18 protein-coding genes, 1 tRNA gene, 2 pseudogenes and 1 other annotated feature are annotated in these 21,596 nt (G+C 66.1%); of the genes and pseudogenes, 14 read left to right on the top strand and 7 right to left on the bottom strand.

Annotated features, from left to right (window positions below):
* Positions 1 to 87 precede the first annotated feature (87 nt).
* Both AC27L4_RS12530 and AC27L4_RS12525 read right to left on the bottom strand, forming a co-directional pair.
* Positions 88 to 285 (bottom strand): DUF1192 domain-containing protein, encoded by a 198-nt coding sequence (locus tag AC27L4_RS12530; protein ID WP_487142494.1) that lies wholly within the window; start codon positions 283 to 285, stop codon positions 88 to 90.
* 114 nt (positions 286 to 399) lie between these two features.
* Positions 400 to 534: an EncA/B family entericidin gene (locus tag AC27L4_RS12525; protein ID WP_487142492.1), complete on the bottom strand. Its 135-nt coding sequence runs from the start codon at positions 532 to 534 to the stop codon at positions 400 to 402.
* 882 nt (positions 535 to 1,416) lie between these two features.
* Here AC27L4_RS12525 and AC27L4_RS12520 point away from each other — a divergent pair.
* The 4 genes and pseudogenes from AC27L4_RS12520 to AC27L4_RS12505 form a co-directional block, all read left to right on the top strand.
* Positions 1,417 to 1,599 carry a hypothetical protein gene (locus tag AC27L4_RS12520; protein ID WP_487142490.1) on the top strand — a complete coding sequence of 61 codons (183 nt, stop codon included), beginning with the start codon at positions 1,417 to 1,419 and terminating at the stop codon, positions 1,597 to 1,599.
* A 415-nt stretch (positions 1,600 to 2,014) separates the two neighbouring features.
* On the top strand, positions 2,015 to 3,091 hold the full coding sequence (locus tag AC27L4_RS12515; protein ID WP_487142489.1) for a calcium-binding protein: 1,077 nt from the start codon (positions 2,015 to 2,017) through the stop codon (positions 3,089 to 3,091).
* 578 nt (positions 3,092 to 3,669) lie between these two features.
* Positions 3,670 to 3,903: a hypothetical protein gene (locus tag AC27L4_RS12510; RefSeq protein ID WP_487142488.1), complete on the top strand. Its 234-nt coding sequence runs from the start codon at positions 3,670 to 3,672 to the stop codon at positions 3,901 to 3,903.
* 485 nt (positions 3,904 to 4,388) lie between these two features.
* A pseudogene (locus tag AC27L4_RS12505) lies at positions 4,389 to 4,825 on the top strand (IS3 family transposase); the annotation flags it as partial.
* Positions 4,670 to 4,786: a sequence feature (AL1L pseudoknot), on the top strand. (Overlaps the previous pseudogene by 117 nt.)
* A gap of 226 nt (positions 4,826 to 5,051) precedes the next feature.
* Here the strand turns inward: AC27L4_RS12505 and AC27L4_RS12500 are convergent.
* Together AC27L4_RS12500 and AC27L4_RS12495 are read right to left on the bottom strand one after the other, a co-directional pair.
* On the bottom strand, positions 5,052 to 6,590 hold the full coding sequence (locus tag AC27L4_RS12500; RefSeq protein ID WP_487142487.1) for a DUF1254 domain-containing protein: 1,539 nt from the start codon (positions 6,588 to 6,590) through the stop codon (positions 5,052 to 5,054).
* Between the two features lie 10 nt (positions 6,591 to 6,600).
* Complete coding sequence (locus AC27L4_RS12495; protein WP_487142485.1) at positions 6,601 to 8,097, bottom strand: DUF1254 domain-containing protein; 1,497 nt, start codon at positions 8,095 to 8,097, stop codon at positions 6,601 to 6,603.
* Between the two features lie 178 nt (positions 8,098 to 8,275).
* Here AC27L4_RS12495 and AC27L4_RS12490 point away from each other — a divergent pair, with 178 nt between their 5' ends.
* Positions 8,276 to 8,743, top strand: a complete 468-nt coding sequence (locus AC27L4_RS12490; protein ID WP_487142484.1) for a hypothetical protein — start codon at positions 8,276 to 8,278, stop codon at positions 8,741 to 8,743.
* 783 nt (positions 8,744 to 9,526) lie between these two features.
* Entirely contained in the window at positions 9,527 to 10,021 is a 495-nt protein-coding gene (locus AC27L4_RS12485) for a hypothetical protein (RefSeq protein WP_487142483.1), read from the top strand.
* Positions 10,022 to 10,351: 330 nt separating this feature from the next.
* Here AC27L4_RS12485 and AC27L4_RS12480 read toward each other — a convergent pair whose 3' ends face one another.
* Positions 10,352 to 10,972, bottom strand: coding sequence for a DUF6538 domain-containing protein (locus AC27L4_RS12480; protein WP_487142481.1), 621 nt, complete (start codon positions 10,970 to 10,972; stop codon positions 10,352 to 10,354).
* A gap of 97 nt (positions 10,973 to 11,069) precedes the next feature.
* Positions 11,070 to 11,145, bottom strand: a tRNA-Glu gene (locus AC27L4_RS12475).
* A gap of 267 nt (positions 11,146 to 11,412) precedes the next feature.
* On the opposite strand from AC27L4_RS12475, the gene AC27L4_RS12470 reads away from it, so the two are divergent.
* The 3 genes from AC27L4_RS12470 to AC27L4_RS12460 all read left to right on the top strand — a co-directional run bounded on the left by AC27L4_RS12470 (position 11,413) and on the right by AC27L4_RS12460 (position 16,282).
* Positions 11,413 to 13,017, top strand: a complete 1,605-nt coding sequence (locus AC27L4_RS12470) for an inorganic phosphate transporter (protein ID WP_487142480.1) — start codon at positions 11,413 to 11,415, stop codon at positions 13,015 to 13,017.
* Positions 13,018 to 13,249: 232 nt separating this feature from the next.
* Positions 13,250 to 14,503 (top strand): MFS transporter, encoded by a 1,254-nt coding sequence (locus tag AC27L4_RS12465; protein ID WP_487142479.1) that lies wholly within the window; start codon positions 13,250 to 13,252, stop codon positions 14,501 to 14,503.
* Between the two features lie 234 nt (positions 14,504 to 14,737).
* Complete coding sequence (locus AC27L4_RS12460) at positions 14,738 to 16,282, top strand: 4-hydroxyphenylacetate 3-hydroxylase N-terminal domain-containing protein (RefSeq protein ID WP_487142478.1); 1,545 nt, start codon at positions 14,738 to 14,740, stop codon at positions 16,280 to 16,282.
* A gap of 35 nt (positions 16,283 to 16,317) precedes the next feature.
* Here AC27L4_RS12460 and hpaR read toward each other — a convergent pair.
* Positions 16,318 to 16,695 (bottom strand): annotated as a pseudogene (gene hpaR, locus AC27L4_RS12455) (homoprotocatechuate degradation operon regulator HpaR); the annotation flags it as partial.
* A gap of 242 nt (positions 16,696 to 16,937) precedes the next feature.
* On the opposite strand from hpaR, the gene AC27L4_RS12450 reads away from it, so the two are divergent.
* The 5 genes from AC27L4_RS12450 to hpaH are packed head-to-tail and all read left to right on the top strand — an operon-like array spanning position 16,938 to position 21,578.
* Positions 16,938 to 17,324: a 5-carboxymethyl-2-hydroxymuconate isomerase gene (locus AC27L4_RS12450; protein ID WP_487142476.1), complete on the top strand. Its 387-nt coding sequence runs from the start codon at positions 16,938 to 16,940 to the stop codon at positions 17,322 to 17,324.
* 13 nt (positions 17,325 to 17,337) lie between these two features.
* Entirely contained in the window at positions 17,338 to 18,855 is a 1,518-nt protein-coding gene (gene hpaE / locus AC27L4_RS12445; protein WP_487142474.1) for a 5-carboxymethyl-2-hydroxymuconate semialdehyde dehydrogenase, read from the top strand.
* Between the two features lie 23 nt (positions 18,856 to 18,878).
* On the top strand, positions 18,879 to 19,859 hold the full coding sequence (gene hpaD, locus AC27L4_RS12440; protein ID WP_487142473.1) for a 3,4-dihydroxyphenylacetate 2,3-dioxygenase: 981 nt from the start codon (positions 18,879 to 18,881) through the stop codon (positions 19,857 to 19,859).
* Positions 19,860 to 19,896: 37 nt separating this feature from the next.
* A complete protein-coding gene (locus tag AC27L4_RS12435; protein WP_487142472.1) occupies positions 19,897 to 20,775 on the top strand; it encodes a fumarylacetoacetate hydrolase family protein in 879 nt (292 codons plus the stop codon).
* A gap of 2 nt (positions 20,776 to 20,777) precedes the next feature.
* Entirely contained in the window at positions 20,778 to 21,578 is an 801-nt protein-coding gene (gene hpaH, locus AC27L4_RS12430; RefSeq protein ID WP_487142933.1) for a 2-oxo-hept-4-ene-1,7-dioate hydratase, read from the top strand.
* Positions 21,579 to 21,596 lie beyond the last annotated feature (18 nt).

Here is a 21,596-nt window from a genome sequence, read left to right as displayed (position 1 = left end):
CAAACAGAGTGGACAGGAGCCACTCGACATCCAGAAAACTGGATACCCAAGGTGGTAAACCAGAAAGCTTAATTAAAAGTTAAGCGATCAGCTTTTCGGCTTGAAGAAAGCCGCCGCCGCATCCATCGACGCCGATTTCGTGCGCTTGGCCTCTTCGAGGCGGACAACCTCGGCGCGCAGCAGCCCGATACGTTCGTCGAGCTCATGCAGCGACAGGGCGGACAGGTCCTGCCCGATCGCGTGGCTGACTGGCTTCTTCACAGGTTCGTCGTCGAACACCGGCATGGCATACCTCCAAGAGTGGGACAGGCGAGGACCGCACCATCCCGGGACGGCGATCCCCGACCGGGCACAAGACCCGCATCGGGCGATTCGCCGGCCCCGACCGACCTTCCTGCGTCAGCGCACCACGTCGGCCACGGCCCGGCCGGTCTGCTTCACGTCGCGCCCGACACCGCGCACGGTGTTGGCGCAGGCCGCCAGGACCAGGGACGTCACCAGCAGGGCGACGAGGGCGACGGACCGGTTCGGCATGGGCAGGCTCTCCCGAATTCAACCGGGGCGGAGAGTCGCACAGGATACGAGAAAGATCCAACGGGGGAGGGGACGGTCGGGCGCGGCGAGGGGCAGACCCGCGCGAATGCCGGCTCGAGCAAAGGCTGCGCCGTCATCCCGATGGCAACATGCGTGGCCGCGCTCGTTTTCAGGATTCCATTGGATGGTCTTGTCGATCTTGTCGACGATATCGAAATTTTCTGTTTCCGCAGTGAAAAGAAATTATAATTTCATAAATATACAGAAAAATACTATGTATTATTATGTTTTCCATAAATTAACTCCGCCTGATCGGCGGGTGACAATCGTCGAGAAGGGCGTCACCTTCCAGTCACTGCCGTCGCTGAACTGAGGCGCCGCGTTCACGGCAAGCCTGCGATTCCAGAGCCGTATCGGAGGTGCCTGAGGCTGGGATTGAAGGCCGGCACGAGGAAGGATACCCCGCGCCAGTCGTGCGGGAAGCCGTCGATCTCGGTGTGATCGGATATCCGGTCATGGTTCCCCTCGGAATGAACCAGGCGTCGGCGGCCTGACAAGCATGGCTGAATTTCAGAGCCGGCTCTTTCCGAACGACTGACTACCAGGGTAGTTTCTGGTGCGGCAATGCTTCAAGATTGTTGCGAAGGGACCGCTCTGGTAGGTGCTCCCTTTGGGGAGGTTATGTCGATGCGGATGCTGTCGACGATGCTTGCTTGCGTGGCTATATGTGCCCCATTGGACCATTCATCTGCCGTTTACCAGGAAACGGACCGAGACGGAGTGCCACGCTTCTCCTTCGAGGAGAGATCATGGCTCCCCCTCCTCATTTCAAACGATACGCTGAGGTGCATTCGCGCAGGCGAGGCCCTGGAGGAGGTTAGTATGGATATAATCCCGTTCGCGGGCGCGATTTCAGGCATCAGCACGATTTTGGGTACCAACTCAACTACGCAGGACAAACCTGCGCCCGCTCCGGCCGCGCCGCGCGTGATATCATGGCTGTTTGAAATGGCGATGGACAACGAAGGACGCTGTCACTTCGAGTTCTACCGATTTCAAGAGTGAGATCTATCGCCACCTCCTGCAAAGCCGGCTCTTTCCCATGCGTTCCTCCATCTCAACCCAAGCTATACCACGTACATGCCTTTAAGGAATTGTTGATCCAGGGGCACATGATCATTCGTTTCCCGGGCATCCGTCTACTTTCGCAAGTCCGTCGTTCGGGCTTCCGCCCGATCAAGGGCGGCCTCGGGTTGAAGCCGTCTACGGCACGCGCCGGAACGCCGCGCTCGCGTCTCGCCGGCTAGCGCTGTGCCACCAGCGCTCTGTACAGGGGCGGGGCGAAGGGGGCGGTCCAGCACACGGATGGGTCCGACCTGACCCGACTCCTGATGGAAGTTTACTCCGCGTCATGCCGTTGACAGAACAGCATGTGCCGTAAAATCTTTCTGCGCCCATCAACGTCAATCGGAGAACGACTATGGCGTGGCAGATCCCGATCGCGAACACGAATGCGTATACAGACCTCACAAGAGCGGATAGCCTGTACGTCTCCAAGCCGATCGTCATCGGAACGGTCTATGCTGACGGGTCCAACCAGCAGGTCCTCGTCGACGGCACGATCGCTTCGGACCAGGGTATCCTTTTTTCGAGCCAGGCCGAGCATGGAAACAACGTCACCGTTTACAGTACAGGCATTGTCCGTGGACTAACGGATTTTGGAATTGCTGCTATTTCATATCAATTTTCGATAATAAATCACGGATATATTGCCGGAGGAAATCAAGGAATTCTGTTCAGGACGTCCAGTGACACGACGACATCCACTATCGCCAATGATGGAACAATCGAGGGTGGGCAGTATGGTATCGACCGATCTGCCAGCACTGACCTAAATCTGAACAGCACGGAGGCATTGTCGCTGACCAACACCGGTACGATCACGGGCGGCAAATTCTCCTACGGCCATAGCCATAGCGACAGCGTCGCCGTCGACATCATCGTCAACAAGGGCACGATGAACGGCGCCGTCGATCTCGGCGGCGGCAATGACCGGCTCGACACCAGCGCCGGCCGGATCAACGGCGTCATCGACGGCGGCGACGGCAATGATACGGTCATCGGCAGCGCCTATGCCGACACCATCCTTGGCGGCAAGGGCAACGACATCATCAAGGGCGGTGCCGGCAATGACCTGCTCACCGGCGGCACCGGCCTCGACCACCTGTGGGGCGGTACGGGCGCCGATACCTTCGTCTATAAGGCGACGATCGAAAGCGTCGCCACGACCAGCCGGGACGTGATCGAGGATTTCAGCGCCGCCCAGGATGACCGGGTCGACATCCGCGGCATCGACGCCGACACCACGGTCGCCGGCAACCAGGCCTTCCATTTCATCGGCACGGCCGCCTTCGGCCATCATGCCGGCGAGCTACGCTACGCGGTCGCCGGCACCAGCGTCATCGTCTCCGGCGACATCAACGGCGACGGCAAGGCGGATTTCTCCATCGAGCTTGCGCATGTCTCCGCGCTCGTCGCCGGGGACTTCCTCCTTTAGGGGCAAGGCTGAGGCGCCGTCCTGTGGACGGCCGGGCTCGAGGGGCGTCTACGGCATGTGCGGCGATCGCGGCAAGCGCGCCCCGGCTGTTGCTGCTTGGCCTGCCGCCATCCGGTGGCGACGGCAACGGTCTCGTCGTAGCCCCGCTCCGTCTCCTGCGTGTCCATCCCGAACAGCCGGACGTTCAGGCCGTCGAGGTCGGGCGTGTCGTGATCTCCGGCCAGGGGCCACGCCGGAGACGTCGACCGCCGCGGCGGGCTGTGGCGAGCAGGCGAGCGCCGAGCCGATGGTGGCGCGGGCCCACGGCATAACGCGCCGGAGAGAGGTTCCATCGCCCGGGGAAGAGAGACGGCAGGGCTGACAAGTCACCGCTTGCAACTGTCGAACCGGGACGCCGGAGCTAATTCTCTCCTCATCCGCTGCCGCCATCGTCGTTTGACCCGCGCGGGAAGCGACGGCGTTCGTCCGCATCGGTGGCGGGAGGAGAGGCGCATGAAAGCGGATCGACTGAAGTGCCTGCCCGGTGGGGGCGCCCCGCGTCCTGCCGCGGAGTCGGCAGCAGCGGTGAGACGGAGCGCGTGACGTCGCGCCGCCGGGAGACGATTGCACATGTCGATGGGCCGGTTCCTTCCAGGGGCAGCTACGAGGTCCGTGAGGATGACGGCGGCTGGGCGGTTTACGATACGCGCGTCGATAAGCTGGCCTGGATCTATGGCGTGCCATGCGTCTTCGGCCTGCGGCGGGACGCCGAGAGCTTGGCGTGCGTGCTGAACCACGCCGAGAGGCGCGAACTCGCGATGCGTCGGCAGTGAGGGGCGACCGACGGCCAGACGGCGATGACGCCGCGGTCGGAATCCTCGCCGGCCTGCCGGTGCGGACAGCGCGGCCACGGGCGCCCGTAATCAAGCTCCCCAACGCAGTCGCGCCGAAATCCCCGGAGCCGCCTCACGGATCGCGAAGGCTGATCCGACCTAGAAGGGAAGCACCCCCGGAGATCAGGAAGCGGCACGACGATATCAATCACGCTTGCTGTATTCGGCAAAAGCGGAACAGGTCCGACTGGCGCGCATAGGTATGAGGGCTGCGGTGTGTGCCCTCAAGAGCCGGAAGCGAAGATGGCGTGTCTAACCGACTGTCTAACATGCTGCTAAGCTATTGAAATATAAGCGCTTTGGCGCTCCCTGGAGGAAACGCAAGACGAAACCTGAAAATCTTACAAAATCAAATACTTAAGACGACACCAGTGAACCGCGCCGGGATTGCCGGAGGCTCCAACTCTTGAGAAGTGGGAGCCATCATGAGCAATACGACAAATCGATTTCCACCCGCGGTCCGAGCCCGCGCGGTTCGGATGGTTTTGGATCACGCGAGGGAGCATCCGTCGCGCTGGGCGGCGGTTTCGGCGATCTCGGCCAAGATCGGCTGCACGGCGCGGACACTCAACGAACGGGTGAGGAAGGCCGAGGTGGACAGCGGCGGGCGCGGCGGCCTTGCCACCGAGGTCGCCGAGCGGCTCAAGGCGCCGGAGCGCGAGACCCGCGCACTGCGGCAGGCCAATGAGATCCCGCGCAGGGCGTCGGCCTATTTTGCGATGGCGGAGCTCGACCGCCCGTTCAAGCGATGATCGCCTTCATCGACGATCACCATGGGAAATACGGGGGCGAGCCGATCTGCCGGGTGCTGCCGATCGCCCCGTCCACCTATCATGACCATGTCGCCAAGCGCCGGCTCCCGGAGCCCATCGGCAACATCCCGCCGGCCGAAGCCGAGGCGCGTCACCACGCCACGCTGGAACAGCCCGCCATGGCCGCGCGACTCAAGCCAAATCGCCTCCGGCAATCCCGGCGCGGTTCAATATTCGCTGATCAGCGAGGCGTTCGGGGAGATCAGTCGGGCACTCCAAACGATCGGGCCGGATCGATCAACCCGGCCTGATGGCGATGACATATTCTGCCCCGTGCTATTTCACCTTCTCGACATCGCCGGGCACCCACGTCTGGTCAAAGAAGGGCTGTGTCGGGCCGTAGAGGCGGAGGATGACGAAGAAGCCCTGGCCGGAGACCGTCTTCAGCCAGTTCCTTTCCTTGCCTGCCGGCGCATCGGGGCCGAAATAAAGATCGAGCGAGCCGTCGGCATTCATCTCCGGCTTGTCCATCGTGTTGAGGGACGGAAATGGCTGACCATTGGCCAATCCCGAGGCTGTCTCTGGCCGATAGACGGTGACGGACCAGAATATCCCGGCAGGAATGTCCTTCGGCAGATGCAGCTTGTAGGATTTGACGCCCGAAAGAGGATCACCATCGGCATCGGTGAACGCGACGGGATATTTCGCACCCATTCCGGCCATGTTGACTGCCATCGCCGGGCTAGCCGAATAGGCCAGCGCGAAAAAGCCGGTGCGCAGGTCGAGATATTTGAAGGACGGCCCGGTGAACTCGGTGTTCGCCGGGAACGGGTTGACCCATTGCCGGTCCTTGTACCAGCGGGTGTTCGGTACGATCGGCGGCGGATCATAGGCGATGGCGCGCCCGATGCGGAAGGCGGTGCGTCCGGCGCGGTCGAGGATCTCGCGCGTCCGCGCATCAGGAGCGAAGGGCTGCCCCTTGATGATGCCGATGCTCGCGAGCATGCCCCGCATGTCCGCGTCAGTCGGATCGACATATTCGCTGTCGATGAAGCGCGAGAGCATGTCGAAGGCGCTGCCGTCCTGCGGATAGAGCATGTTCGGCGCCGCCGCAGAGCCATCCGGGAATTGCATCGGCTTGGCGCCGTCCTTCTTGCCGAGCGGGTAGATCCGGGTCTGCGTGATAAGGTTCACCGGTTCCGAAAGATCCTTGGGATCCTTGAAGAAGGCCCGCCAGAAGACGAAGACGTTGTAGGTGCGCGACTTGTAGACGATGTAGTCCTTCGGGATCTCGCCAGTGTAGTCCGGCGGGATCACGAGGTAGTTCGCGCCCTTGCCCTTGTCCGGCCCAGGCAGGCCGACATCGCCGCACCAGATGTTCTTCGAATATGGCTCCGGATACCAGGTCTTCTCCGCGACGGGCGCCGGATTGCAGATCGGCCGCTGGAAGAAATCGTCGAGGATGCCCTGAAGCCCCGGCGGCACTTCCAGCACCATCGGCCCGTCCTGCTTCAGGTCGATATAGCCCATCGCGTAGATGACGTCGGAATTCGGCGTCGTGACCTGCGTGTTGGCGTTGAGGCGCTCCTTCCAGACCGGGAGGATGTTGTAGCCCTTGCCGAAGAGCTTCTCCGAGCCCTCCTTCATCGCGAAGATGTTGAGCGCCGGCTGGGCCCAGAGATAGGACTGGACCGCACGCTGGAACAGCAACTCGTCCTTGAGCTTGGCCGTGTCGGCTTTCGACAGATAGCCTTCCGTCAGCGGCAGGGTCGATAGTTCTTCATAACGCGACGACTGCGCAAGAGCCGATGATCCGAGCCCGAGGGCAGCGGCGAACGCCGCCGTGACAATCGTCTTGGCGAGACCGAGCTTCATTTTGCTGCTCCTACTTGGCGCGGTTGACGACGGGCGGCGCCCACTGGCGCTTCAGAACAGACTCTTTCGGCCAGTACGCGCGGATATAAAGCTCGAAATCGCCCTTCGGCGCGGGCAGCCAGTTGGAGACCTTGTCGGCGCCCGGCCGCGTTGGCTGGACATAGAGCATCAGCGACCCGTCGGGATTGAACTTCAGATCCTTGTTCTTGGTGCCAAGCGAGAAGCGCTTGAGTTCGTTGGGGGCGAAGAAGTGGTCGGCATCGTAGAGCGTCAGCGACCAGAAGCCGTCCACGGGCGGCACTTCGCCTTTGGCGAAGGTCACGGTGTAGGCGTTCCTGCCGTTCAGCCGCCTCTTGTCGCCATCGTACTCCTGGTAGAAGTAGGCTGTCTCGTTGGGCGCGTTGACGAAGATATTGGTCCGAGCGACGGCGGTCCGGGTGTAGTAATCCGTGCCGAAATTCGCGCCGTTGAGCGGCGAGGTCCAGCCGTTCTGGACCGGCACGCCGGAATAGCGGAAGGCCTTTAGCGGCGTCAGGATCTCTTTTTCGGCCTCAAGTGCCGATTGTTTCAGCGTGGCCTTCAGCTCCGGGTCCTTCGCCGCCGCGTCGAGGATCGAGCCGAGCCAGCCATAGAGTGCCTCCTCACCCCGCATGGGCGGCACGTCCTTCAGGATGGCCGGCAGCTCGTCGAAGAATTTATCCGGTTTCACCCATTGCGTTTCGGCGCCACCGCCCTGCTTGCCGCCGGCGGGGTCGGCGAGCTTCGGGATCTTGTTCCAGTCCTTGGTCTTCTGCTTGCCGTCGAACTGGCTGAGCGGATAGGCCATGATCTGGCTGATCACCGGCTGGATTGCGCGCTTGTCCTCCGGCGTGTCGTCAACGAAAGCGCGCGGGATGATGTAGGCCAGATTGGTAGGCGACCGGAACACGCCGGCGATGCCGTCCGGCACGCTGCCGTTCCAGTCCGGACCCACGACCATGTAGAAGCCCGGCTTCGTGCCGTACATCTTGCCGGCTTGCCCGATCGAATCTGTGCGCTGGTTGCCGAGCTGGTAGACCCAGAAGCGGTCGCCGAAATCGGGCACCTGGAAGACGGCAGGCTCCTTGTCGAGCGAGAAGATGCCAAAGCCGTAGACCACATCCTGGTTCGGGCAGGCGACCGCCCTTTCCTCCGGCGCGATGTAGTCGGTCAGCATCGTCAGGTGGTTGAGCGGCGCGACAGGCAGGACGCCGTCGCCGAGTCCAGATTCCTGAAGCTGGGAAAACACGAGGCGCCGGTTGTGCAGGTTCACTAGCGGCCAGCCCCAGACATAGGCCGCCTTCGCCATCTCGCGCACATAGGCCTTTTGCAGAGTGGTTCCAGCGACGGGCCCCGCGGGCCTTGCCTGAGACAACTCCGGGACCGCAGGCTGTGCTTGAGCGCTTCCCGCGGAAGGAGGCAGCACGAATGCGGTGGAGAGGAGCGCGGCGACGAGCGTCGCCTTCCTCCGGTGGGCACCAATGCTCACGAGACTCTTCCTGGCTGTCCGTGCTTACCGAGCAGAACCAAAGGGGCGGCAACTGACCGATATGACAGAGTTTCGACATGGCGAAGAGTGAGACCTCTCCGCCCGATCAGCCTATGGCAAGCTCGTCGCGGGAGTCGAGCCCCGACCTGTCTGGGATCATTTGCGCTGGCTTATGTCCGTGAACGTCCTGCCGTTCCCGGTCCACATCGTCTCAGGCGGCAATATCCGCAATCAACTTCTCCAGGCAGGTGACGGGCGCCGCTGGGCGTCCATGCCGGCCTTCGCCAAGACTGCGACGTCGGCTGGCACGATCATTCCGGTATTTGACGGGGATGACGAGGGCGCTCTCGTGGAAATCGGCTCGCGCCGTTCCAGCAGCACCGGTGACCTCGATCGGGATGATCCGCCGACAATGCACCACCGATTTCAAGATCGTCCCGATCCGTCGGAAGGTGCGAGAGCTCGCGGGCTTCACCTGGAAGCGCTCCCCCGACCATCCGATCGTGGAGCAGTGGATCGGCATCCCGACCGAAGAAATCCTCTGCGCCAAGCCGAGCTTCGAACGATGGAGGTGAAGCGGTTTCCGCTGATCGAGCTGCGCATGAACCGTCAGGGCTATCTCGCATGGTTACGCAGACATGGCTAGGGACACTGCGGCTCTTCAAGGTCCTCAATTCGGGAGACAAGGCGGCAATCGAAGCCGCGACCAGGGAGGCGGAAGCGGCCCAACGGAAGAGACCCTGGGAGCAACCCTATACCCCCGGGCGGCAGGTCCAGGCCCTGGGCGCAACCCTATGAGCCACCAAGCACGGTGATCGATAGGGCGGACAACGCCAACGTGGCCCAGCCTCCCCTGGTCTCCGGGAACGACAATGGGACCGTCAATGCGCCTGCGGGGGCTCTGGTGGACGGCAACCTCGCCCTGAAGCCCGGCCGACAGCGTGACCACGGGGCCGGCCTCTACGGTCCCCCAGATGACGCCCTTCGATCCTCAGGCACCAAGGGGCCGGTCCCGAAGCCGGACAATCAGAACCTGCGGGCGTTCCCCGGCAACGACAACAAGGCGGCCAACAAGAACCCGGTGCCGGTGGGGTCTGATGCGCAGAGTGTTCCTCCGGCGGGACAGGAGGCCTCCCCGCCTCAACCTCCCATCCCGGCCAACGCCAACCCCGCGGTGCAGTTCCTCGACGAAGCCTCGAAGGGGGCCGGAGGAGCGAAGGCAGCGGATGAAGTAGTGGCGGGAGGCGGCCCGTCCAAGCTCCCGGCCTCCCAGGCAGCCGCCGCCTCGGACAGCCCGGTCCCTCCTCGCACTGCGAACAATGCCCCCAACGCCAAGGGCCAAGGGGTCCTCGCTCCGGCCACCCCGGCGGCCACGCCTCTAGCAGGCTGCTGAAAAACTGCTTTGTTCACGGGACGTACCGCAATCGGAATGAGTCCGAAGCCGAATCGAACCGGGTACATCGGGGACTTTTTCAGCAGCCTGCTAGCCGTCCCCATCATCTCCGATGAGGGGCTCGCCAGCCTCATCAAGTCCACCCGGGACGACGCCAAGGCCCTCGCGGACCACAACGGCAACTGGGATGCAGCCCTCGCGGCCGGCCACAGGTTCGGCGCCGGGGGCTGCGCAGTCTCGCCCTGCCGTGCCCCGGTGAGGAGTGCGATGAGGGGGAAGCCAGTAGGCCGCCTCGCCTCCGCCGGCCGCCGGGCGCTCACCGCGAGCGCAGACAGGGGAGCCGAAGAGGGCTCGGAGGTCCGCAGTGTCGAACACTTCGCGACCCTCTGTCTCGCGGCTGTCGATGCTGAGCTTCATGCCCTTGTCGAAGGGATTGGTGAAGCCGGCCACCCGGTCAAGGCGACCCTGGCGCGAGCCAGCGATACGACGGCGGAGAGGGGCTGTAGCGACTTGTTGACGGTGCTGGCGTGACAGGGGGCAGGCCCGACAAATTGCGCTTCAGCAGGTCGCGCAGTGGGTCTTTCAGCCATTCCCTGGGCAGGCGGGGGGCACCCGTGCGAGGGCATCGCGGAACTCCCGGGCTTTCTCTCGGGTCATGTCGCCAAGGCGCATATCGCCATACCACTCGCGGAAGCGGCGGACGGCGTGCTCAGCTTCCCGCACGGTGTTGGGCCCCGGAACCTTCGAGCCCTTGGCGGTCCCGCCGGCCTTCCACAGGTCGAAGGCTTCCGAGAGCCTGGGCCCGCGGTCGGCGCTCGGGGCGGGGGGTGACGACGATCTCGCCGGCCTGCCGGCTCAGCATCAGTGTATAGGCCCGGACGTAGCCACGAAGGACCGCAAGGCCAGCCTCACGGTAGAACGGGAGGCGGGATCAATCGGGGCGCCGTGCCTCCGCAGATAAGCCCTGAGTTCCGCCTCAATGATCCCGGGGGCCATGCGCGAGAGTGCTCGCCGGTAATCCGCCGACAGTTCTTCGAGGCTCTCGCCGTAGGCCACCGCGTGGTCCTCGGCCATGCCCTTGGCTCGGAAGTCCACCTCGATGAGGTTGGGCCATTGCCGCCGCTCCTCCGGGGTCTGAAGGCGCCGTCTGTCGTCGCCGTCTTCCCGTCCCGCCGAGTCGACTTCGAGAAGCTGGGCGACCATGTCCGCCTCGATCTCCGCCACCGAGAGGTCGCTGAGGTCGACCGAGGAGGGCAGGGCGGCTTCGCCACGCCTCCTGCGTTCCGCGACGTCGAACGCTTGGACGCATTCCCGCAGCACCTTCGATGCCTCGACCTTTGCGGCGGCCGGCTTCTTCGTGCAGAGCGACAGCTTCCACTCGGTCTTCCCCAGCCACGGGGCCGGCATGAAGGGCCGCAGGGCCGGCGGGATGATCCGCCGGAAGTGGTAGGTGCCATTCCGATCTTTGAGGAGGTAGGTCATCAAAGCCATGTCGTTTGTACCGACCGTTTGTACAACGGTGGTGCCCAAGGCTTTGATTTTACGGAAAATTCAGGCCGGCTCAACACTTAGCAAGTGCTGGCGCTCCCTAGGGGACTCGAACCCCTGTTTTCGCCGTGAGAGGGCGACGTCCTGGGCCACTAGACGAAGGGAGCAGCGGCGGAGGACGGCTCTATAGCCATGAACGCGGCAGGCATCAAGGCAGAAGTTGCAGCCGACGGCAGGAAATATCGCGTCGGCGGGTATCGAAACTCGCTCCCGCGTGGGCCGTGCCGAAATTCACGCGCAATATCAGGTGATTGTGCGGAATGCCGATCGGCGTCGCCGCGCCCTCCGCCTGTCCGGGGCGGCGGTCATGGCAGCTTCATGCAGCGCGATTAGCGTCGTCCCCATCCTGATATGCGGTACGGAAGGGACGTCGCATGGTCGACATGGTCGCAAACGAAGCAGGAATTCCACGGTCGGATCATCCGCTGGAGCGGCCGAGCACGGTCGGCAGGTGGTTCATGCCGGCCTTCGCCGTCCTGGTGCTCGGGGGGCTGGCCTATGTCGGCTACGCCCTCGGCCAGGACCTGGCCGGCGCCGTCGCGGTGCCGTGGATCCTGCTCGGGCTGGCGCTGCTGATCGCCCTCGGCTTCGAGTTCGTCAACGGCTTCCACGACACTGCCAATGCGGTGGCGACCGTGATCTACACACACTCCCTGCCAGCCGAGCTGGCGGTGATGTGGTCGGGCTTCTTCAATTTCCTCGGCGTGCTGACCGCCAGCGGCGCCGTGGCCTTCGGCATCATCTCGCTGCTGCCGGTGGAGTTGATCCTGCAGGTCAGCTCCGGGGCGGGCTTGGCCATGGTGTTCGCGCTGCTGGTCGCCGCGATCCTGTGGAACCTCGGCACCTGGTGGCTCGGCCTGCCGGCCTCCAGCTCGCACACGCTGATCGGCTCGATCATCGGCGTCGGCCTCGCCAACCAGTTCCTGGCGCCGGCGGGCACGGCCACCAGCGGCGTCGACTGGTCGAAGGCGACCGAGGTCGGCATGTCGCTGCTGATCTCGCCCCTGTTCGGCTTCTGCATGGCGGCGCTGCTGCTGCTGGCGATGAAGCTCCTGATCAAGAACAAGGAGCTCTACGAGGCGCCGAAGGGCAATGCACCGCCGCCGCTGTGGATCCGCTGCCTGCTGATCTTCACCTGCACCGGCGTCAGCTTCGCCCACGGCTCCAATGACGGCCAGAAGGGCATGGGCCTGATCATGCTGATCCTGATCGGCGTGGTGCCGACCGCCTTCGCGCTCAACCGCACGCCGGACATCAACTATCTCGAAGCCTACAAGTCGGCGGCCGGCCAGGTCGAGGCCGTGCTCGCCAAATACGCCAAGCCCGGCATCGCCGTCGGCGACCCCAAGGCGGTCGTGGGTGAGGCGGTCCGCTCCAAGAGCTGGACGGATGTCACCACGCCGGCGCTGCGGGCCTTCATCCGCGACACCACCGCCAAGGTCTCGCCCTATCCGAGCGTGGAGAAGCTGCCGATCGAGCTGGTCGGCAACGCCCGCAACGACATTTACCTGATCGGCGAGGCGCTGAAGCTGATCGACAAGAAGAAGCTGCTGCCGATGGAGGCGGCCGACCTGCAGGCGGTGACGAAGTACCACACGGCCGTCGACAACGCGACGAAGTTCATCCCGCTCTGGGTCAAGGTGGCGGTGGCGCTGGCCCTCGGGCTCGGCACCATGGTCGGCTGGAAACGCATCGTCGTCACCGTCGGCGAGAAGATTGGCAAGAGCCACCTGACCTACGGCCAGGGCGCCTCGGCCGAACTGGTCGCCATGGGCACGATCGGCGCCGCCGACTATCTCGGCCTGCCGGTCTCGACCACGCATGTGCTGTCCTCCGGCGTCGCCGGCACCATGGCGGCGAACGGCTCGGGCCTGCAATGGTCGACCGTGCGCAACATGTTGATGGCCTGGGTCCTGACCCTGCCGGCCTCGATCGGCCTCGCCTTCGTGCTGTTCGTGGCCTTCCGCCAGGTGTTCTGAGCACCGCGGGCCCGCGATTCCCACGTGGGGCGGCGCCCTCCGGACGGAGGCGCCGCCCGACTCGTTCCCGGCCTGTCCGCGGGACGAGGCGCCCGGCCCGAGGCTCGACCGGGCACGGAGGGGGCCGGCCGGGCGACCTTCGCCGTCTCACTCGACTTCGACGGGCTGGTCGGACAGAAGGGCGCTGCGGCAAGGCCGTTTCGCGGCCGCGGGCAAGCCTTCGAGGTGCACGATGACGACCGGCGATTCGACTGCGGGCGGCACGGGCGCAGGCGGCGCCAGGCCATGGCGCAACCTGCCGGCTGGCATCTGGATCCTCGGCTTCGTCTCGATGCTCATGGACATCTCCTCGGAGATGATCCACGCCCTGCTGCCGGTCTATATGGTGGCGGTGCTCGGCACCTCCGGCCTTGCCGTCGGCATCATCGAAGGCATCGCCGAGGCGACCGCCTCGATCACCAAGGTGTTCTCGGGCGCGCTGAGCGACCGGCTCGGGCGGCGCAAATGGCTCGCTGCCTTCGGCTACGGCCTCGCGGCGATCACCAAGCCGGTCTTTCCCCTGGCGACGGGGGTGGGGTGGCTGGTCGCGGCCCGATTCGTCGATCGCGTCGGCAAGGGCATCCGCGGCGCGCCGCGCGACGCTCTGGTCGCCGACATCAGCCCGCCGCATCTGCGCGGCGCCAGCTTCGGGCTGCGCCAGTCGCTCGATACGGTCGGCGCCTTTCTCGGCCCGCTCCTGGCCATCGGCCTGATGTGGCTGACGACCGACCATTTCCAGGCCGTGTTCTGGGTCGCGGTCGTCCCGGCCTTCCTGTCCTTTGCCCTGATCGCCCTGGCGGTGCGCGAACCCGAGCGGCCGGCCGGCCTGCGCCGGGTGCGCATGCCGCTCAGCCTGGCCGAGCTGCGGCGCCTCGGGGTGCGCTATTGGTGGGTCGTGGGCATCGCCGCGCTGTTCACCCTGGCGCGCTTCAGCGAGGCCTTCCTGGTGCTGAAGGCGCAGGCGGCCGGGCTGCCGCTGATGTTGGTCCCGGCCGTGCTGGTGGTCATGAACCTGGCCTATGCCGTCTCGGCCTATCCCGTCGGCATCCTCGCGGACCGGGCCGACCGGGCGACGATCCTGGGCGTCGGCCTGCTGCTGCTGGTCGCCGCCGACATCGTCCTGGCTCTTGCACCGGGACTGCCCGGCCTCGGCGCCGGCGTCCTGCTCTGGGGCTTGCACATGGGCTTCACCCAGGGCCTGTTCGCGGCGCTCGTTGCCGACAACGCCCCGCCCGAACTGCGCGGCACCGCGTTCGGCATGTTCAACCTGGTGACGGGCGTGGTCCTGCTGGCCGCCAGCATCATCGCCGGCAGCCTCTGGGACGCGGCGGGCCCGAAAGGCACCTTCCTCGCCGGTGCCGCCTTCGCCGGACTGACTTTGGCCGGCGTGGCCGCGCTGCGCACGCGCCTTGCCGGGCCGCGGGGCGGGGGATCGGCGCAGTCGTGACGACGCCAGGCGTTCCGAGCAACCCTGGATCCTCGATTGCCCTGCCGGGCGGTCAGTTCCTGGCCTTGACCCGGCTGTTCAGGATCACCTGACGCGGGCTGAGGGGAGGACTCGGGCTTCCCGGCCCGCGGTGCCGGCCTTGCCGCGGTGCCCGAAAAAGTCCGGGCGGTTTGCGCTTTCGTCCATAACCCATCAATCGCGTCCGGCTACTCTGCACCCGTCAGGGAGGACAGCATGCGAGCGGAAGAGTTTCGGGCCGAGACCACGCGGCCGTTCACCGGCGCCGAATATCTGGCGAGCCTGCGCGACGGACGGGATGTCTACGTCAACGGCGAGCGGGTCGCCGACGTCACCGCCCATCCGGCGATGCGCAATTCGGTCCGTTCGCTCGCCCGGCTCTACGACGGGCTGCACGACCCGGCCCAGCAGTCGGTGCTGACGGCGCCGACCGACACCGGGTCGGGAGGCTACACGCACCGGTATTTCCGCGTCGCCCGGTCGTCGGCGGAGCTCGTGGCCCAGCAGGGCGCCATCGCCCACTGGGCGCGCATGACCTATGGCTGGATGGGGCGGACCGCCGACTACAAGGCCGCGCTGATGAACACGCTCGGCGCCAATGCCGCGTGGTACGGGCCGTTCCAGGACAATGCCAGGGCCTGGCACAGGCGGGCCCAGGAAGCCGTCCTGTTCATGAACCATGCCATCGTCAATCCGCCGGTCGACCGGCACAAGCCGGCCGAGCAGGTCAAGGACGTCTTCGTCCACATCACGCGCGAGACCGATGCCGGCATCCGCGTGTCCGGGGCCAAGGTGGTGGCGACCTCCTCGGCGCTCACCCACTACAATTTCCTGGCGCAGGGATCGGCGACCGTGACGCAAGACCCGTCCCTGTCGGTGATGTTCATCGTGCCGATGAACGCGCCGGGCGTGAAGATGTTCTGCCGCGTCTCCTACGAGCAGACGGCCAACACGGTCGGAACGCCCTTCGACTATCCTCTGTCGTCGCGCTTCGACGAGAACGACGCCATCCTGGTGCTCGACGACGTCTTCGTGCCCTGGGAGGACGTATTGGTGCTGCGCGACGCGCAGAAGATCCTGTCCTTCCACCCCGCCTCCGGCTTCATGCACGGCTATTGCTTCCAGGGCTGCACGCGCTTTGCCGTCAAGCTCGACTTCCTGGCCGGCCTGCTGGCCAAGGCGCTGCGGGCGACGGGGGGCGACGGCTTCCGCGGCAACCAGGCGGCGCTGGGCGAGGTGATCGCGCTGCGCCACATGTTCTGGAGCTTCTCCAACGCGATGGCGCACAACCCGATCCCATGGACCGATGGCGCGGTGCTGCCCGACCTGGAGGCCGCGCTCGCCTACCGCACCTTCATGTCGGAAGCCTATCCGCGGGTGATCGACATCGTTCGCAAGGTGATCGCGTCCGGCCTGATCTACCTGCCGTCCTCGGCCAGGGATTTCGGCAATCCCGAGATCGACCGCTACCTCGCCCGGTATGTGCGCGGCTCCGACGACATGGGCCATGTCGAGCGCATCAAGATCATGAAGCTGCTCTGGGACGCGACCGGCACCGAGTTCGGCGGCCGGCATGCGCTCTACGAGCTGAACTATGCCGGCGCGCCGGAGGAGGTGCGGGTGCAGGTGCTCAGGGGCGCCGAGCGCGGCGGCCGGCTGAAGGCGATGGAGGACCTGGTCGACCGGTGCATGGCCGACTATGACGAGGCCGGCTGGACCGGCGACACCTGGCTGCCGCCCTTGTCCGCTTCGCCGGGGTGAGGCGGCCGGCCGGTCGCGGCCGCCTCCGATCGGATCAGGCTTTCCAGCATATCCAGGAGCTTCTCGTGCTGTTCGGCGCCGTAGCGCTTCTCGATCGCCTCGTAGATGGCGCTACGCTCCGGCGCCAGGTCTTCGATCAGGGCCGCGCCGGCCGGAGCAATCGCCAGCAGCGCCCGACGCCCGTCGTCCTTGACCTTGCTGCGGGTGATGAAGCCGCGCTCCTCCAGCGCCTTGATGATGCGTGTCAGGCTCGGCGGCAGGATCGAGGCGCGGTCGGCCAGCTCGGTCGCCTCCAGGGCGCCGTTCTCGCCGAGGACCCGCAGCACCCGCCATTGCTGCTCGGTGATGTCGTGGCGGGCCAGCATCGGCCGGAAATGCGCCATGACCGCCTCGCGGGCGCGCAGCAGAACCATGGGCAGGGATCGGCGGGTGCTGGGCGGCAGCAACGCGAGCCTCCGGGACCTGGGCCGGCGGAGCCCGCCGGGAGCGGCGGACGGGCTGTCTTTCCGCCGCCTTCGCCAGTTCGCTATATCGCGATTGTTTCGGCGTCGACAATCCCGGCGCCGTCCGGGCCGCAGGCGCTTGACTTTCACGGTTTCGACTGTAATTCACATGTTAATTATTTGATCTGGAGCCGCATCCGGGGAGGACCGCCGTGCCGCATATGGCGATCGAGTATTCGGCCAATCTCGACGCGTCCGTCGATCTCGGCCGGCTCTGCGCGCTGGTGGCGCAGACCATGCTCGACACCGGCCTGTTCGAGCCGGGGGCCATACGGGTGCGGGCCTTCCGGGCCGAGGCCTATGCCGTCGCCGACCAACTGCCGGAGAACGGCTTCATCGACATGAGCCTGCGCATCGGCAGGGGCCGCAGCGCCGAGGAGAAGAAGCGCGCCGGCACGGCGATCTTCACGGCCGTCGGCGATCACCTCGCTCCACTGTTCGACACCCCGCATTTCGCCCTGTCGCTGGAGATCCGCGAGATCGACGGCGAGCTCAGCTGGAAGAAGAACGCCATCCATCCGCGCCTGCGCGGCAAGTGACGAGGACATGGCCATGACCGCACTCGACGACAATCTGCGCAAGGCGGAGGTCTATCTCGAACGCTTCCGCCACGAGGGCGTGCTCAACCAGATCGCCGGCGAAGCGGTCCCCGCCGCCGACGGCGCCACCTTCGAGACGATCTCGCCGGTCGACCTGCAGCCGCTGGCCCGGGTGGCCCACGGCAAGGCCGGCGACGTCGATCGCGCCGCCAGGGCGGCCAAGGCTGCCTTTCCCGGCTGGGCGGCGCTGCCGGGTGAGGCCCGCAAGGCGCTGCTGCACCGGGTCGCGGACGCGATCGTGGCGCGCGCCGAGGAGATCGCCTTCGTCGAGTGCATGGACACCGGCCAGGCCCTGAAGTTCATGGCCAAGGCGGCGCTGCGCGGCGCGGAGAACTTCCGCTTCTACGCCGATCGCGCGCCGGAGGCCCGCGACGGCCGGACGCTGCGCACCGCCGGCCAGCTCAACATGACCACGCGCGTGCCGATCGGCCCGGTCGGCGTCATCACGCCGTGGAACACGCCCTTCATGCTCTCGACCTGGAAGATCGCCCCGGCGCTCGCCGCCGGCTGCACGGTCGTCCACAAGCCGGCCGAATTCTCGCCGCTCACCGCTCGCCTCCTGGTGGAGATCGCCGAGCAGGCGGGGCTGCCCAAGGGCGTGTGGAACCTCGTCAACGGCCTGGGCGAGGAGGCCGGCAAGGCGCTGACCGAGCATCCCGACATCAAGGCCATCGGCTTCGTCGGCGAGAGCCGCACGGGCTCGATGATCATGAAGCAGGGCGCCGACACGCTGAAGCGCGTGCATTTCGAGCTCGGCGGCAAGAACCCGGTGATCGTCTTCGCCGATGCCGACCTGGAGCGCGCGGCCGACGCGGCCGTGTTCATGATCTACTCGCTGAACGGCGAGCGCTGCACCTCGTCCTCCCGCCTGCTGGTCGAAGCCTCGATCTACGACAGCTTTACCGCCCTGGTCGCCGAGAAGGCCGCGCGCATCCGGATCGGCCATCCGCTTGACCCGGCGACCGTGATCGGCCCGCTGATCCATCCCGTCCACGAGAAGAAGGTGCTGGACTACATCGCCGTCGGCCGGGCCGAAGGCGCGACGGTCGCCGTCGGCGGCAGCCGGCACGAAGGCCCCGGCGGCGGCTGCTATGTGGCACCGACCCTATTCACCGGGGCTACCAACACGATGCGCATCGCCCGCGAGGAGATCTTCGGGCCGGTGCTGACCGCCATCCCCTTCCGCGACGAGGCCGAGGCGCTGGCGCTCGCCAACGACAGCATGTACGGCCTCTCAGGCTATCTGTGGACCGCCGACGTCACCCGTGCCTTCCGCTTCACCGACGGGCTGGACGCCGGGATGATCTGGGTCAATTCGGAGAATGTCCGCCACCTGCCGACCCCGTTCGGCGGCGTGAAGTCCTCTGGCATCGGCCGGGACGGCGGCGACTGGTCGTTCGATTTCTACATGGAAACCAAGAACGTCGCATTCGCGACCGCGCCGCACGCCATCCAGAAGCTCGGCGGCTGACGGCGCACAGGAGGAGGATCCCGATGCCCGTGCCGCCGCCCAACCTCTATCCCGCCTTCAACATCGTGCGGCTCAGCCATGTCGAGCTGGCGGTGACCGACCTGGCGCGCTCGCGCGCCTTCTATGTCGACACGCTCGGCCTGCAGGTGACCGACGAAAGCGCGGACGCGATCTACCTGCGCGCCCTGGAGGAGCGCGGCCACCATTGCATCGTGCTGAGGCAGGCCGATCAGGCCGAGGCCCGCGACCTCGGCTTCAAGCTGTTCTCCGAGGAGGACCTCGACAAGGCCGCCGCCTTCTTCGAGGGTCGCGGCCTGCCTGTGGAATGGGTGGAGCGCCCGTTCCAGTCGCGCACCTTCCGCACCCGCGACCCGCACGGCATCCCGCTCGAATTCTACGCCCGGATGGAGCGCCTGGCGCCGATCCACCAGAAATATGCGCTGTACAAGGGCGTTAAGCCGCTGCGCATCGACCATTTCAACTGCTTCTCGCCGAATGTCGACGAGTCCGTGGCCTTCTACAACGAGCTCGGCTTCCGCGTGACCGAATACACCGAGGATGCCGCGACCGGCCGGCTCTGGGCTGCCTGGACCCACCGCAAGGGCGGCGTGCACGACATCGCCTTCACCAATGGCCGCGGTCCGCGCCTGCACCATGTCGCCTTCTGGGTGCCGACGCCGCTCAACGTCATCGACCTGCTCGACCTGATGGCGACCACGGGCTATGTCGGCAACATCGAGCGCGGCCCTGGCCGGCACGGCATCTCCAACGCCTTCTTCCTCTATATCCGCGATCCCGACAATCATCGCCTCGAGATCTATTGCTCGGATTACCAGACGGTCGACCCCGACCTCGAGCCGATCAAATGGGACCTGAAAGACCCGCAGCGCCAGACGTTGTGGGGCGCCCCGGCGCCGCGGTCCTGGTTCGAGGAGGGCAGCCTGCTCGCCGGCGTCGCGCCGCGCGAGCCGGAGCTCGCCGCCACGCCGATCGTCGCGCCATGACCGGCGCCCTGCCCATCGCATCCTCCAGGAGCCGGCCATGAGCGCCTTCGGACGCCTCGCCACCTTCACCGCCGACGGCCGCATCCGCTACGGCGCCGTCACCGACCGCGGCGTGGTCGACCTCTCGGCCCGCCACTGCGCCGCATGGCCGAGCCTGCGCGAGGCGATCGAGGCCGGCGCCCTGCGCCGGCTCGCCGAGGAGGCGGAGGGCCGCCCGGCTGATTTCGGCCTTGCCGACATCGCCTACCGTATCCCGGTGCCGGCGCCGGAGAAGATCATCTGCGTCGGCGTCAACTTCCCCGACCGCAACGAGGAGTACAAGGACGGCCAGGCGGCGCCCGCCAACCCGTCCCTGTTCATCCGCTTCCCCCGTTCCTTCGTCGGCCACGGCGCCGATCTCCTCAGGCCGCCGGAATCGCCGCAGCTCGACTATGAGGGCGAGATCGTCATCGTCATCGGCAAGGCCGGCCGGCGCATTCCCGAGGCGTCGGCGCTCGACCATGTCGCGGCGCTGTCGCTGTGCAACGAGGGCACGATCCGCGACTGGGTGCGCCACGCCAAGTTCAATGTCACCCAGGGCAAGAATTTCGACGGCACCGGCTCGATCGGCCCATGGCTCGTGCCCTTCGTCGAGGAGGCGCAGATCGCCGATATCCGCCTGGAGACGCGCGTCAACGGCGAGCGGCGCCAGAGCGACCGGACCGGCCGCATGATCTTCCCGTTCCGCCGGATCATCGCCTATATCTCGACCTTCACCACGCTGGTGCCGGGCGACGTCATCGTCACCGGCACGCCCACCGGCGCCGGCGCCCGCTTCGAGCCGCCGATCTGGCTGAAGCCGGGCGACGTGATCGAGGTCGAGGCCGAGGGCATCGGCCTCCTGCGCAACGGCGTGGCCGACGAGGTGACGCGATGACCATGACGCCCGACCAGGTCGAGGACGCGGCTGAGCGGCTGTTCCAGGCCGAGCGCAGGCGCAGCCAGATCAGGCTGCTCAGCCTCGACTTCCCGGAGGCGACGATGGACGACGCCTACCGGGTGCAGGCGGCGCTGGTGCGCCGGAAGATCGCCGCCGGCCTTGTCGTCAAGGGCTGGAAGATCGGCCTCACCTCGAAGGCGATGCAGTCGGCGCTCAACATCGACATCCCGGATTCCGGCATCCTGTTCGACGACATGTTGTTCGCCGACGGGGCGACGGTTCCGGCTGGGCGCTTCATCCAGCCGCGCATCGAGGCGGAGATCGCCTTCGTCATGAAGGCGCCGCTGCGGGGGGCGGGCCTGTCGATCGACGACGTGCTCGATGCCACCGACCATGTCACGCCGGCGCTGGAGATCCTCGACACCCGCATCGAGCGGTTCAACAAGGCGACGGGCAAGGCGCGCACCATCTTCGACACCATCTCCGACAACGCCGCCAATGCCGGCATCGTCGTCGGCGGCCGCCGCTGCGCTCCGCGCGACGTCGACCTGCGCTGGGTCGGCGCCATCGTCTCGCGCAACGGCGAGGTCGAGGAGACCGGCCTCGGCGCCGGCGTGCTCGACCATCCGGCCCTGGGCATCGTCTGGCTGGCCGAGCGGCTGCACCGGTACGGCATGGGACTCGCCGCCGGCGAGGTGGTGCTGTCGGGGTCCTTCGTGCGCCCGGTCGAGGCCCGCCCGGGCGATGCGATCCGCGCCGATTTCGGCCCCCACGGCACGATCGACGTCGCCTTCGCCTAGCCCGTCTTCGCGGATTCG

Source organism: Labrys sp. Lb11 (genome assembly GCF_057554225.1).
This window is presented reverse-complemented; position numbering and strand designations above follow the sequence as displayed.

Coding starts and splice junctions, on each gene's coding strand:
- AC27L4_RS12530 (WP_487142494.1), bottom strand. CDS start 285: ATGCCGGTGTTCGACGACGAACCTGTGAAGAAGCCAGTCAGCCACGCG.
- AC27L4_RS12525 (WP_487142492.1), bottom strand. CDS start 534: ATGCCGAACCGGTCCGTCGCCCTCGTCGCCCTGCTGGTGACGTCCCTG.
- AC27L4_RS12520 (WP_487142490.1), top strand. CDS start 1,417: ATGGATATAATCCCGTTCGCGGGCGCGATTTCAGGCATCAGCACGATT.
- AC27L4_RS12515 (WP_487142489.1), top strand. CDS start 2,015: ATGGCGTGGCAGATCCCGATCGCGAACACGAATGCGTATACAGACCTC.
- AC27L4_RS12500 (WP_487142487.1), bottom strand. CDS start 6,590: ATGAAGCTCGGTCTCGCCAAGACGATTGTCACGGCGGCGTTCGCCGCT.
- AC27L4_RS12485 (WP_487142483.1), top strand. CDS start 9,527: ATGAGTCCGAAGCCGAATCGAACCGGGTACATCGGGGACTTTTTCAGC.
- AC27L4_RS12480 (WP_487142481.1), bottom strand. CDS start 10,972: ATGACCTACCTCCTCAAAGATCGGAATGGCACCTACCACTTCCGGCGG.
- AC27L4_RS12470 (WP_487142480.1), top strand. CDS start 11,413: ATGGTCGACATGGTCGCAAACGAAGCAGGAATTCCACGGTCGGATCAT.
- AC27L4_RS12465 (WP_487142479.1), top strand. CDS start 13,250: ATGACGACCGGCGATTCGACTGCGGGCGGCACGGGCGCAGGCGGCGCC.
- AC27L4_RS12460 (WP_487142478.1), top strand. CDS start 14,738: ATGCGAGCGGAAGAGTTTCGGGCCGAGACCACGCGGCCGTTCACCGGC.
- hpaE (WP_487142474.1), top strand. CDS start 17,338: ATGACCGCACTCGACGACAATCTGCGCAAGGCGGAGGTCTATCTCGAA.
- hpaD (WP_487142473.1), top strand. CDS start 18,879: ATGCCCGTGCCGCCGCCCAACCTCTATCCCGCCTTCAACATCGTGCGG.
- AC27L4_RS12435 (WP_487142472.1), top strand. CDS start 19,897: ATGAGCGCCTTCGGACGCCTCGCCACCTTCACCGCCGACGGCCGCATC.
- hpaH (WP_487142933.1), top strand. CDS start 20,778: ATGACGCCCGACCAGGTCGAGGACGCGGCTGAGCGGCTGTTCCAGGCC.